This is a genomic window from Amycolatopsis sp. WAC 04169 (assembly GCF_003947535.1).
Classification (GTDB): domain Bacteria; phylum Actinomycetota; class Actinomycetes; order Mycobacteriales; family Pseudonocardiaceae; genus Amycolatopsis; species Amycolatopsis keratiniphila.
The window spans coordinates 206,833-219,445 of record NZ_QHJI01000015.1; the positions used below are offsets into that span (position 1 = coordinate 206,833).

Consider the following 12,613-nt stretch of genomic DNA (forward strand, 5'->3'; position numbering starts at 1 on the left):
TTACTCCTGTTCCCTGGTCATCGCCCGCATGAGGACCTCTTGGGTGGCCTCGGCCCGGCCGACCTCACCGGTGATCCGGCCCGCCGACAACGTGTAGATCCGGTCGCACAGCCCGAGCAGTTCCGGCAGCTCGGACGAGATGACCAGCACGGCCTTCCCCTCGTCGGCGAGCCGGTTGACGATCGTGTAGATCTCGTACTTCGCGCCGACGTCGATGCCGCGGGTGGGCTCGTCGAGGATCAGCACGTCCGGATCGGTGAGGATCCATTTGGACAGCACGACCTTCTGCTGGTTGCCGCCGGAGAGCGTGCCGGTCACGCTGCGCACGTCCGGTGCCTTGATGTTCATGCTCTTGCGGAATTCTTCGGCGACACGGTGTTCTTCGTTCTCGTCCACCCAGCCTCGCCGCGCGAGTTTGCCCAACGCGGCACCGGAGACGTTGCGCTGGATGTCCTCGATGAGGTTCAGCCCGTAGCGTTTGCGATCCTCGGTGGCGTAGGCGATCCCGTTCGCGACGGCGTCGCCGACCGTGCGCACCTCGATCTCCTTGCCGTCCTTGATCAGGCGCCCGGAGATGTCCTTGCCGTACGAGCGGCCGAACACGCTCATCGCGAGTTCGGTCCGCCCGGCGCCCATCAGCCCCGCCAGCCCGACGATCTCGCCGCGCCGCAGGGTCAGGCTCGCGCCGTCGACGACCACCCGGCCGTGTTGCGTCGGGCTGTGCACGGTCCAGTCCTCGATCCGGAGGACCTCGTCACCGATCCGCGGTTCCCTCGGCGGGAACCGGTTCTCCAGTTTCCGGCCGACCATCCCGGCGATGATCCGGTCTTCGGTCACCGTGCTCGCGTCCAGCGTCTCGATCGTCCTGCCGTCGCGCAGGATGGTGATCGAGTCGGCGATCGCCGCGATCTCGTTGAGCTTGTGCGAGATCAGGACGCAGGTGACGCCGTCGTCGCGAAGCCCGCGCAACAGTTCGAGCAGATGCGCCGAATCGTCGTCGTTCAGCGCCGCCGTCGGCTCGTCCAGGATCAGCAGTTTGACCTCTTTGGACAGTGCCTTGGCGATCTCCACCAGCTGCTGTTTGCCGACGCCGATGTCCAGCACCGGCGTCACCGGGTTCTCCCGCAGGCCGACGCGCCGCAGCAACTCGCCCGCCTCGGCATTGGTCCGGTTCCAGTCGATCAGCCCGCCGCGGGCCTTCTCGTTGCCGAGAAAGATGTTCTCCGCGATGGACAGCTGCTGGCACAGCGCCAGTTCCTGGTGGATGATCACGATGCCGCGCCGTTCGCTGTCGCGGATCGCGGAGAACGCGCACGGCTCGCCGTCGAAGACGATCTCGCCGTCGTACGAGCCGTGCGCGTAGACGCCCGAGAGCACCTTCATCAGCGTGGACTTGCCCGCGCCGTTCTCGCCGCAGATCGCGTGGATCTCTCCCCGGCGCACCGACAGGTTGACGTCCTGCAGCGCCTTGACGCCGGGAAAGGTTTTGGTGATCCCCCGCATCCGAAGGATTTCGTCGGTCACGTCACTACCTCAGCTGTTCCGCTTTGTAGTAGCCCGAGTCGATGAGTTCCTTCTGGTAGTTCCCCTTGTTGAGGATCACCGACTCCAGCAGGAACGCCGGGACGACCTTCTGGCCGTTGTTGTAGTCCGTCGTGTTGTTGGTCTCTGCCTTGCCGCCCTTGAGTACCGCGTCGGCCATCTTGACCGTGGTCTCGGCGAGTTTGCGGGTGTCCTTGAAGATGGTCGAGTACTGCTCGTTCGCGATGATCGACTTCACCGACGCGACCTCGGCGTCCTGGCCGGTGACCACCGGGTACGGCTGGCCAGGCGTTCCGTAGCCGTTGCTCTTGAGCGCCGACAGGATGCCGATGGAGAGCCCGTCGTACGGCGAGAGCACGCCCTGCACCTTGTCGCCGGAGCTGTAGGTCTTGGTCAGCAGGTCTTCCATCCGCCGCTGCGCGGTCGCCGCCTGCCAGCGCAGGATCGCCGCGACGTTGAACGCGGTCTGGCCGCTCTTGACCACCAGCGTCCCGTTGTCGAGGTACGGCTTCAGCACGGACATGGCGCCGTTGAAGAAGAACGTCGCGTTGTTGTCGTCCGGCGAACCCGCGAAGAGCTCGATGTTGAACGGGCCCTTGCCCTCGCCGGGAGAACCGTCCTCTTTGAGCACCTTGAGCCCGGTGAGCAGCGACGTCGCCTGCTGCACGCCGACCTTGAAGTTGTCGAAGGTCGCGTAGTAGTCGACGTTCGGCGTGTTGCGAATCAGCCGGTCGTAGGCGATGACCGGGATCTTCTTGTCCGCGGCCTCCTGCAGCTGGGTGGTGATCGCGGTGCCGTCGATCGAGGCGATCACGAGCAGCTTCGCGCCCTTGGTGATCTGGTTCTCGATCTGGTTCACCTGGGTGGGGATGTCGTCCTCGGCGTACTGCAGGTCGACCTGGTAACCCAGCTTCTCCAGTGCCACCTTGATGTTGTCGCCGTCGTGGATCCAGCGCTCCGACGATTTGGTCGGCATGGTGACGCCGACGAGGCCGCCCGCGGCACCTCCCGCGGCCGCCTGCTGATCAACACTCTTCTGACTCGAACCGCAGGCCGTCAGCGCGGCACCGAGGCCGACCGCCACGGCCAGTGTGGCCAGTTTCGTGAACTTCATTGTTCCTTCTTTCCGGTGGGGACCGATCAGAATCCTTGTGCGAGCCGGTAATAGGCCTGGTTCCAGCGCATCCGGTCGGCGATCGAGGCGGGCGTCGTGGACTGGTCGATCACCAGCAGTTCGACGTCGAGCATGGTGGCGAAATCCCGGATGGTTTCGGCGCCGACGGCCTGGGTGAGCACCGTGTGGTGCGGTCCGCCCGCGGTGATCCACGCCTCGGCGGACGTCGCCAGCGACGGCGCCGGCTTCCACACCGCGCGCGCCACCGGCAGGTTCGGCAGCGGTTCGTCCGGTGCGACGACCTCGACCTCGTTGGCCACCAGCCGGAACCGGTCGCCGAGGTCGGCGAGGCCGATCACCACGGCGTCACCGGCGGCGGCGTCGAAGACCAGCCGGACGGGGTCCTCACGGCCGCCGATGCCGAGCGGGTGGATCTCGCACGAGGGCTTGGCGGCGGCGATGCTCGGGCAGACCTCGAGCATGTGCGCGCCGAGGATCTTCGGTTCGCCGGGGCCGAAGTGGTAGGTGTAGTCCTCCATGAAGGACGTCCCGCGCTCGGAATCGCGGCCCATCGCCTTCACCGCGGTCAGCAGCGCGGACGTCTTCCAGTCGCCCTCGCCGCCGAAGCCGTAGCCGTCGGCCATCAGCCGCTGCACGGCGAGGCCTGGGAGCTGCCGCAGGCCGCCGAGATCCTCGAAGTTCGTGGTGAACGCGCCGAAACCGCCGCTCGTCAGGAACGTGCGAAGCCCTTGCTCGATCCGGGCCGCGTACCGCAGCGATTCGTGCCGCTCACCCGCCTTCGTCAGTTCCGGCGCGAGCGCGTACGTCTCGGCATACTCGCCGACGAGAGCGTCGACCTCGGCGTCGGGTACCGCGTCGACCAGCGCGACGAGTTCGTTGACGCCATAGGTGTTCACCGAGACGCCGAACTTCAGCTCCGCCTCGACCTTGTCCCCGTCGGTGACCGCGACGTCGCGCATGTTGTCGCCGAACCGCGCGAGTTTGAGCGAGCCGATCGTCTGGCGTCCGACCGCCGCCCGGACCCAGGCGTCGATCCGGTCGGCGACCGACGGATCCGCGGCGTGCCCGGCGATGGTCTTGCGCGGCACCCCGAGCCGGGTCTGGATGTAGCCGAACTCGCGGTCACCGTGCGCGGCCTGGTTCAGGTTCATGAAGTCCATGTCGATGGACTGCCACGGCAGCGCCTCGTTGAGCTGGGTGTGCAGATGCAGCAAGGGTTTCCGCAGCGCGTCGAGCCCGGTGATCCACATCTTCGCCGGCGAGAACGTGTGCATCCAGGCGATCACCCCGACACACGCGTCGTCCGCGTTCGCCTCCAGCATCACGCGCCGGATCGCCGACGGCTCCGTCAGCACCGGCTTCGCGACGATCTCCGCCGAGATCCGGCCGGTGTCGGCCAGCATCCGCTGGATCTGCAACGACTGGCCAGCGACCTGTTCGAGGGTCTCCTCGCCGTACAGCGCCTGGCTCCCGGTGAGGAACCAGACCTCGGTCTTGCGTTGTGTGCTCACTTCTCTCCCTGCTGGCCGTAGACGTTCTGGTAGCGCGCGTAGAGCCGGTCCACGTCCTGTTCGGACAGTGGTTCCGGCCTGCCCAGCGCGGAAGCGAGGTGGACGGTCTTGGCGACGTCCTCGACCATCACGGCGGCCTTGACCGCGTCGCGTGCGGTGCGGCCGACGGTGAACGGGCCGTGGTTGCGCATCAGGACCGCGGGCGACCGGCTGGACCGCAGCGTCTCGACGATGCCCCGGCCGATCGAGTCGTCGCCGATCAACGCGAACGGGCCGACCGGGATCTCGCCGCCGAACTCGTCCGCGATCATCGTGAGCACGCACGGGATCGGTTCCCCGACCGCGGCCCACGCGGTCGCGTACGTCGAATGCGTGTGCACGACCCCGCCGACCTCCGGCATGTGCCGGTAGACGTAGGCGTGCGCGGCCGTGTCCGAGGACGGCGCGAGGTCGCCGTGGACGACTTCGCCGTACAGGTCGGTGACGACCATCGTGTCGGCACTCAGCTCGTCGTAGGACACCCCGGACGGCTTGATCACCATCAGGTCGTGCCCGGGGACCCGCGCCGACACGTTGCCCGCGGTCCAGATGACCAGCTCGTAGCGGGTCAGCTCGCTGTGCAAGCGGGCGACGGTGTCGCGCAGTTCTTCGAAGGTGTCCGTGATCTCCACGGCGAGGCTCATCGGTGCAGTCCTTTCCGGACGGTACGGCGCCGGGCGGCGAGCCGGTGCATGACGTCGTTGGCCCCACGGCCGAAGTAGTCGTGCAACGCGGCGTACTCGGCGTAAAGGTCGTTGTAGGCCTTGACGTTCTCGGCGATCGGGCGGTGGACCGCCCGGCGGACCGAACCCATCGCGAGCGCGGCGGCCGGGACGTCGGCATGCGCCCCGGCGGCGACCGCGGCATGGATCGCCGAGCCCAGCGCGGGACTCTGCGCCGAACCGGCCACGGAAAGCGGCAGGTTCGTGACGTCGGCGTAGATCTGCATCAGGAGCGGGTTCTTGACCAGGCCACCGGCGACGATCAGTTCGGTGACCGGCACCCCGGCGCGTTCGAAGGTCTCGATGATCGTCCGGGTACCGAACGCGGTCGCCTCCAGGAGCGCGCGATAGGTGTCCTCGGGGCGGGTCGCGAGGGTCTGCCCGACGACGACGCCGGACAGTTCGTGGTCGACCAGCACCGACCGGTTCCCGCTGTGCCAGTCGAGTGCGACCAGTCCGTGTTCGCCGATCTCCTGTATCGAGGCGAGCCGCGTGAGCAGTTCGTGGACCGAGATCCCCGCCTCCCTGGCGTCGTCCACATAGGACGCGGGCGTGCCGTGTTCGACGAACCACGCGAAGATGTCCCCGACGCCGCTCTGGCCGGCCTCGTAGCCCCATTTCCCGGACACGATCCCGCCGTCGACGACACCGCACATCCCCGGCACCTCGCGCAGTTCGGCGCCGTTCATCACGTGGCAGGTGGAGGTGCCCATGATCGCGACCATCTGCCCCGGCTCCACCGCCTGGACGGCGGGCGCGGTGACGTGCGCGTCGACGTTGCCGACGGCGACCGCGATCCCCTCGGGCAGCCCGGTCCATTCCGCCGCCTGAGCGCTCAGGCCGCCCGCCTTGTCGCCGAGGGCACCCAGCGGATGCACGAGCTTGTCGTCCACAAAGGACCCGAAGCCGGGAGCCAACTCCTCCAGGAACTCCGCGCTCGGGTAGCGGCCGTCCTGCAGGATGCCCTTGTAGCCGGCGGTGCAGGCGTTGCGGACGTAGGTTCCGGTGAGCTGCCAGACGATCCAGTCGGCGAGTTCGACCCAGTGGCACATCCGGGCATAGACCTCGGGCGCCTCTTCGAAGACCTCCAGTGCCTTGGCGAACTCCCACTCGGAAGAGATCAGCCCGCCATAGCGCGGCAGCCAAGACTCGCCGCGCTTCCGGGCCAGCGCGTTGATCCGGTCGGCCTGCGGCTGGGCGGAATGGTGGCGCCACAGCTTCACGTAGGCGTGCGGGTCCTCGGCGAACTCGGGCAGTTCGCACAGCGGCGTGCCGTCGGCCGTCGTCGGCACCATGGTGCACGCGGTGAAATCGGTGCCGATGCCGATCACGTCGGCGGGATCCGCCCCGGCGGCACGGACGGCCGCTGGCACGGCGGTGCGGAGGACGTCGACGTAGTCCGACGGCACCTGGAGCGCCCAGTCCGGCGGCAGACCGTGGCCAGTCTGCGGCAGGATCCGGTCGATCACGCCGTGCCGGTACTCCGAAACCGCGCTGCCCAGTTCCGCGCCGTCGCGGACGCGGACCACGACGGCCCGGCCGGACAGCGTCCCGAAGTCGACGCCGACGACCAGCGGCTCCCTTGTACTCACTTCTTCTCCCGTACTGTTAGCGTTCACATTCCTGGTCGAAAACCACGATCACCCGTGTTTGGAGCCGTAACTCGCGTGATTGAAGCCGGTCCGCCTCCAATCACGCGAGTTACGGCCTCGATCACGCGTGTTCCGTCTTACGTCGCCCGCCTCCCGACGAGGCGTTGCAGCACGATGAAGGCGAACAGCAGCGCACCGGTGATGATCGAGGTCCACCAGGAGTTCAGCGTGCCGTCGAAGGTGATCAGGGTCTGGATGATGCCCAGCACCATGATCCCGAGCACCGTCCCGAGGACGTAGCCGGAGCCGCCGGTGAGCAGCGTGCCGCCGATGACGACGGCCGCGATCGCGGTGAGCTCCAGCCCCACACCGTTGAGCGGATCGCCGGAGGACTTGTACAGCACCAGGAGCAGCCCGCCGAGCGCCGAGCAGAACCCGCTGAGCGTGTAGACCGTGATCCGCGTGCGGCCGACGTTCAGGCCCATCAGCAGCGCGGACTTCGGGTTCCCGCCGATCGCGTACACCGTCCGGCCGAACCTGGTCCCGTACAGGACGTACGCCGCCGCCCCGACCACCACGAGCGCGACGACCACGCCGATCGAGATGTGCAGCTCCCCGCCGAGCGGGATCTGCGTCTGCGCGAGGCTCGCGACCGTCGGATCGCCGATCGAGTACGCCTGGGTGCTGATGGTGTAGCAGAGCCCCCTGGCGAAGAACATCCCGATCAGCGTCGCGATGAACGGCTGGATCTCGAACACCTGGACCAGCACGCCCATGCCGAAGCCGAGCGCCGCGCCGATCGCCAGTACCGCGGGGATCACCGCGAGCACCGGCCAGCCCTGGTTCTGCAATAGATCCGCCGAGACCACAGTGGACAGTGCCACCACCGAGCCCACCGACAGGTCGATACCGCCGGTGAGGATCACGAACGTCATCCCGACGGCGACGACCAGCAGGAAGGCGTTGTTGATGAACAGGTCGAGCACGACCTGCCCGGACCCGAACGCCGTGTAGCTCGAAGCGCCGTAGATGTACGCGCCGATGAGCATCGCCATCGTCGCCAGGATCGGCAGATGCCGTTGCCGCGGACGGTAACCCTTGATGCGGTCGAGTGTCGTCATACCCCGGCCTCCACCTTCTCCGGCCGGACCGCGGGCGACGGCGGGGCCGTTCTCCGCCGCCGGGCGAGCTTCCGGCGGAACACCGGCGACTGCATCAAGCAGACCGCCAGCACGACCACGGCCTTGAACAGCATGATCGCCTGGGGCGCGATGCCGAGCGCGTAGACGGTGGTCGTCAACGTCTGGATGAGCAGCGCGCCGATCACCGAACCGGTGAGCGAGAACCGGCCACCGGTCAGCTGCGTCCCGCCGATGACGACGGCGAGGATCGCGTCCAGTTCGATGAACTGCCCGGCGTTGTTGCCGTCGGCGCTGTGCACGTTCGCGCTGATCATCAGACCGGCGATGCCGGCGCAGAGCGCGCAGAAGACGTAGGTGAGCCAGATCAGCCGCGCCGACCGGAGCCCGGCGAGCCTGCCCGCCTCCGGGTTCCCGCCCACCGATTCGACCAGCATCCCCAGCGCCGACCGGCGGACCAGCACGGCGGCGATGGCGAACACCGCCAGCGCGATGAGGATCGCACTGGGCAGGCCGAAGGTGAACCCGCTGCCGATCCATTCGTACGGATGCGAATTGACGGTGATGATCTGGCCGCCGGTGATCAGCTGGGCGATGCCGCGGCCCGCGACCATCAGGATCAGCGTCGCGATGATCGGCTGGATGCCGAGCACCGCCACGAGCCAGCCGTTCCACAGACCGAGTACGAGGGCGAGCCCCAGCGCCATCCCGACCGCCGCGAGCGTCCCGCCGACACTGTTCTGATCGCCGAGTCCGCTGAGGTGCAGGCACGCGAGCGCGCCGCTGATCGCGACGACGGCGCCGACGGACAGGTCGATCCCCCGCGTCGCCACCACCAGCGTCATACCGATCGCGATGAGGATCAGCGGGGCGCCGTTCTTGAGGATGTCGATCAGGTTCCCGTAGAGATGCCCGTCGCGGAACTCGATCGCGAAGAACGCCGGATGCGCGATGAGGTCGCCGAGCAGCAGCGCCAGCAGCGCGACGACCGGCCAGAACAACCGATGTTTGGTCATCGTGCGACTCCTTCGGCCATCGTCGCCATCACCTGGTCCGCGGTCAGCGCTTCGTTGTCCAGCACGGCGACCACCGCGCGGTCGCGCAGCACGACGACCCGATGGCTCAGCCGGAGCACCTCCTCGAGTTCGGCGGAGATGAACACCACGGCCATCCCCTCCCCCGAGAGCCGCGCGACCAGCCGCTGGATCTCCGTCTTGGCACCGATGTCGATCCCGCGCGTCGGCTCGTCGAGGATCAGCAGTCGCGGTTCGGTGATGAGCCACCGCGCGAGCAGCACCTTCTGCTGGTTGCCGCCGCTAAGGTCACCGACCTTCGCCTCGGCGTTGGCCGGCCGGATGTCGAGCGCCTTGATGTAGCGCTCGGCGATCTCGTCCTGCCGACGCCGCGGGATCGGCCGGGCCCAGCCTCGCGAGGCCTGCAGCGCGAGCACGATGTTCTCCCGCACGGTGAGTTCCTCGACGAGGCCTTCGGTCTTGCGGTTCTCCGAGCAGAACGCGATGCGGTGGTCGAGGCCGGTCCGCGGCGTCTTCAGCGACACCGGCTCACCCTCGATCCGCACCGTGCCGCTGTCCGCGTGATCGGCGCCGAACAGCAACCGTGCCAGTTCGGTGCGGCCCGAACCGAGCAGCCCGGCGAGGCCGACGACCTCGCCGGACCGGATGTCGAGCGAGAACGGCGCGACACCGCCCTTGCGGCCGACGTCGCCCGCTTCGAGGAAGACGGGCGCCCCGGCGACGTCCGACCGGCTGTGCCCGGCGTCCTCGATGTCTTCGAGCGCCGCGAGTTCCTTGCCGATCATCCTGGTCACCAGGTCGACCGGGGTGATCTCCTCGGTGCGGTACTCCCCGATCAGCTTCCCGTTGCGCAGCACCGTCATCCGGTCCGCGACGGCGAAGACCTGCTCGATGAAATGAGAGACGAACAGGATCGCCATCCCCTGATCCCGCAACGAACGCACCACGTTCAGCAGTTGCTCGACCTCGCCCGCGTCCAAACTGGACGTCGGCTCGTCGAGCACGAGCACCCGCGCCTCGACGTCGAGTGCCCTGGCGATCGCGACCAGTTGCTGCACCGCGATCGAGCAGCTGCCCAGCTCGGCCGAAACGTCCACTTCGACGTCCAGCCTGGCCAGCAGCGCGGCCGCCCGGCGGCGCGTCTCGCGCCAGTCGATGCGGCCGCGCCGTCGCGGCTCCTTGCCGAGGCAGATGTTCTCCGCCACCGACAGGTTCGGGCAGAGGTTCACTTCCTGGTAGACGGTGCTCACGCCGGAACGCTGTGCCTCGCCCGGGCCGCTGAACGCGACCCGGGCGCCGTCGAGTTCGATGGTGCCCGCGTCCACCCCGTAAACGCCGGTGAGCACCTTGATCAGCGTGGACTTGCCGGCACCGTTCTCGCCCATCAGGGCGTGCACCTCGCCGGGGAACATCCGGAAGGAGACGTCGTCGAGGGCGACCACGCCGGGGAATTCCTTCCGGATATGGCTCATCCGCAGCGTCGCAGGGGTTCCCGTCATCGGCTCAGTACTGGCGTTGCGGCAGCGCGGCCTTCGCCGCGGCCTGGTCGAATTCGGTCTCGGTGGTCTCGATGCGCGGCGGCACCTGCTCGCCGGCGGCGACCTTCTTCACCAGGTCCATCAGCTGCGGGCCGAGCAGCGGGTTGCATTCGACGACGTGGTTGATCTTGCCGTCGGCCAGCGCCTGCAGGGCATCGCGGACGCCGTCGACCGACACGATCTTGATGTCCTTGCCGGGCACCTTGCCCGCCGCCTCGATCGCTTCGATGGCGCCGAGGGCCATGTCGTCGTTGTGCGCGTAGAGCACGTCGATTTTGGGCTGGGACTTCAGGAAGGCCTCCATGACCTCCTTGCCCTTGGCGCGGGTGAACTCACCGGTCTGCGACGCGACGACCTTGAACTTCGGGTTCGACGCGATGACGTCGGCGAAGCCCTTCTTGCGGTCGTTCGCCGGCGCGGAACCGGTGGTGCCCTGCAGCTCCACGATGCTGACGTCACCCGCCGCGGAGCCGAACTCCTTGGCCAGCCACTCGCCCGCCTTCTTGCCCTCGGCGACGAAGTCCGAACCGAGGAAGGTCTTGTACAGCGACTTGTCCGGCGAGTCGACGGCCCGGTCGGTGAGGATCACCGGGATGTTCGCCGTCTTCGCCTCCTTGAGCACGGTGTCCCAGCCGGATTCCACGACCGGCGAGAAGGCGATCACCTTGACCTTCTGCTGGATGTAGGACCGGATCGCGGCGATCTGGTTCTCCTGCTTCTGCTGCGCGTCGGAGAACTTCAGCTCGATCCCGGCCGCCTTCGCCGACTCCTGGATCGACTTCGTGTTCGCCGTACGCCAGCCGCTTTCCGCTCCCACCTGGGCGAAGCCGAGGGTGAGGGCGCCGCCGCCACCCGTCCCGCCACCACCGCCGCATGCGGAGAGCAGGAGCAGCCCGGCCACTCCGGCCACGATCGCCGTCCACGGTTTTCTTGCCACATCGACTCCTAGATCCACACTGATCAATTGAGTTAGCGTTAACATTCGCGCCTTGAGCCGCAGGGACGGACCTCGGCACTACGAAAGACCGGTGCTCTCCCGCACGATCAGTTCGGGGACCACCAGGTCGCGGTCTCGGCTCTCACCGCCGTTCATCCGGCGGCGGAGCAGGTCGAACGTGCGCCTGCCGACTTCGACGAAGTCCTGGCGCACCGTCGTCAGCGGCGGCGTGTAGTACGCCGCCTCGGGAACGTCGTCGAAGCCGACGATCCGCATCTCCCCCGGCACGTTCACGCCGGCCTCGGTGCAGGCGCGAAGGAAGCCGAGGGCCATCTGATCGTTGGCCACGAACACCGCGTCCAGTCCTTTTTCACCGACGAGGGACCGCCCCGCCGCGTACCCCGACCGCGCGCTCCAGTCACCGCGGACGACGGGCGGGATCGGCGCGCCGTGCCGTTCCAAGGTCTCGCGCCAGCCGCGTTCGCGATCGAGCGCCTCCAGCCAGTCTTCGGGCCCGGCCACATGCCAGACGGTGTCGTGCCCGAGGCCGAGAAGGTGTTCGGTGGCGCGGCGAGCGCCGTCGTACTGATCGACCGAGATCACCGGGACCGGCGCCTTCTCACCACCGCCGACCGCGACGAGCGGCACGTCACTGGGCGCCGCCTCCAGCGCGCGAGCAGCGGTGACGTGCGGCGCGATCACGACGATGCCCTCGACGGCCTGGCGGCGGAGGCGCTCCACGGCGTCGGTGATGGACGACCGGCCCGGGCGGCTGATGCTGGTTATGGTCGTCGCGTAGCCTGCCTCGCGGGCGGCGTGCTCGATGCCGCTCAAAGTGCTGGCCGGACCGTAGAGGTTGGCCTCCAGCGCGACCACGCCGAGCGTGCCCGAACGGCCGGTGACCAGCGCGCGGGCGACCGAGTTCGGCCGGTAGTCCAGCTGCTCGATCGCCGCGTTGACGCGGACCCGCGTCTCGGCGCGGACCGGGCCGGTGCCGTTGATGACGCGCGAAACCGTCATATGCGAAACACCCGCGAGCGCGGCCACGTCGGTGAGACTGGCCTGCTTGCTCTCGGTGGTTTCCCGCGCCATCGCCTGTCTCCCAATCCCGGTACCGTGTGACGAGTGCCGCAAGTGTTAGCGATAACACGAGTCGGGTCAAGCGCTCGCCGAGTCACAGTCGGGTCACGGCCCCGCTCGGTGTGCCAACCCGGGCGTATCGCCGGGACGTGCCAAGGACGCCTTGGCACCTATCGCCGTGCGCGGATGGACGACACGCGTGATCAGCTGGACAACTCGCGTGTGGAGTTGCCCCGGTGAGGCGGACACGGGGTTTCAGGCGGCAGAGGCCTGATGGTAGTGGTTGGTTCGGGTTTCGGCTGGGGTGTTGTGGCCGATGGTGGAGTGCAGTCTCGTGTGGTTGT

At 68.0% G+C, this 12,613-nt stretch carries 10 protein-coding genes; all 10 read right to left on the bottom strand.

Going from position 1 to position 12,613, the window contains the following annotated elements; all coding sequences use genetic code 11:
- A complete protein-coding gene (gene mmsA, locus DMC61_RS37265; protein WP_199750191.1) occupies positions 1-1,524 on the bottom strand; it encodes a multiple monosaccharide ABC transporter ATP-binding protein in 1,524 nt (507 codons plus the stop codon).
- 4 nt (positions 1,525-1,528) lie between these two features.
- Positions 1,529-2,656, bottom strand: a complete 1,128-nt coding sequence (gene chvE / locus DMC61_RS37270; RefSeq protein ID WP_125695208.1) for a multiple monosaccharide ABC transporter substrate-binding protein — start codon at positions 2,654-2,656, stop codon at positions 1,529-1,531.
- A gap of 26 nt (positions 2,657-2,682) precedes the next feature.
- The gene (araA, locus tag DMC61_RS37275; RefSeq protein ID WP_125695209.1) at positions 2,683-4,188 is read right to left on the bottom strand and encodes an L-arabinose isomerase; all 1,506 of its coding nucleotides are present in this window, start codon (positions 4,186-4,188) and stop codon (positions 2,683-2,685) included.
- Complete coding sequence (locus DMC61_RS37280; RefSeq protein WP_016334651.1) at positions 4,185-4,871, bottom strand: L-ribulose-5-phosphate 4-epimerase; 687 nt, start codon at positions 4,869-4,871, stop codon at positions 4,185-4,187. The genes araA and DMC61_RS37280 overlap by 4 nt, the downstream gene beginning before the upstream one ends.
- A complete protein-coding gene (gene araB / locus DMC61_RS37285; protein WP_125695210.1) occupies positions 4,868-6,541 on the bottom strand; it encodes a ribulokinase in 1,674 nt (557 codons plus the stop codon). Before araB ends, DMC61_RS37280 begins: the two co-directional genes overlap by 4 nt.
- 137 nt (positions 6,542-6,678) lie before the next feature.
- Positions 6,679-7,662 (bottom strand): galactofuranose ABC transporter, permease protein YjfF, encoded by a 984-nt coding sequence (gene yjfF, locus DMC61_RS37290; RefSeq protein ID WP_125695211.1) that lies wholly within the window; start codon positions 7,660-7,662, stop codon positions 6,679-6,681.
- Complete coding sequence (locus DMC61_RS37295) at positions 7,659-8,696, bottom strand: ABC transporter permease (protein WP_125695212.1); 1,038 nt, start codon at positions 8,694-8,696, stop codon at positions 7,659-7,661. The genes yjfF and DMC61_RS37295 overlap by 4 nt, the downstream gene beginning before the upstream one ends.
- Positions 8,693-10,213 (bottom strand): sugar ABC transporter ATP-binding protein, encoded by a 1,521-nt coding sequence (locus tag DMC61_RS37300; protein WP_125695213.1) that lies wholly within the window; start codon positions 10,211-10,213, stop codon positions 8,693-8,695. The genes DMC61_RS37295 and DMC61_RS37300 overlap by 4 nt, the downstream gene beginning before the upstream one ends.
- Positions 10,214-10,217: 4 nt before the next feature.
- Complete coding sequence (locus DMC61_RS37305; RefSeq protein WP_016334656.1) at positions 10,218-11,189, bottom strand: ABC transporter substrate-binding protein; 972 nt, start codon at positions 11,187-11,189, stop codon at positions 10,218-10,220.
- A 78-nt stretch (positions 11,190-11,267) separates the two neighbouring features.
- Positions 11,268-12,281 (bottom strand): LacI family DNA-binding transcriptional regulator, encoded by a 1,014-nt coding sequence (locus tag DMC61_RS37310; RefSeq protein ID WP_125695214.1) that lies wholly within the window; start codon positions 12,279-12,281, stop codon positions 11,268-11,270.
- Between the last annotated feature and the right edge of the window lie 332 nt (positions 12,282-12,613).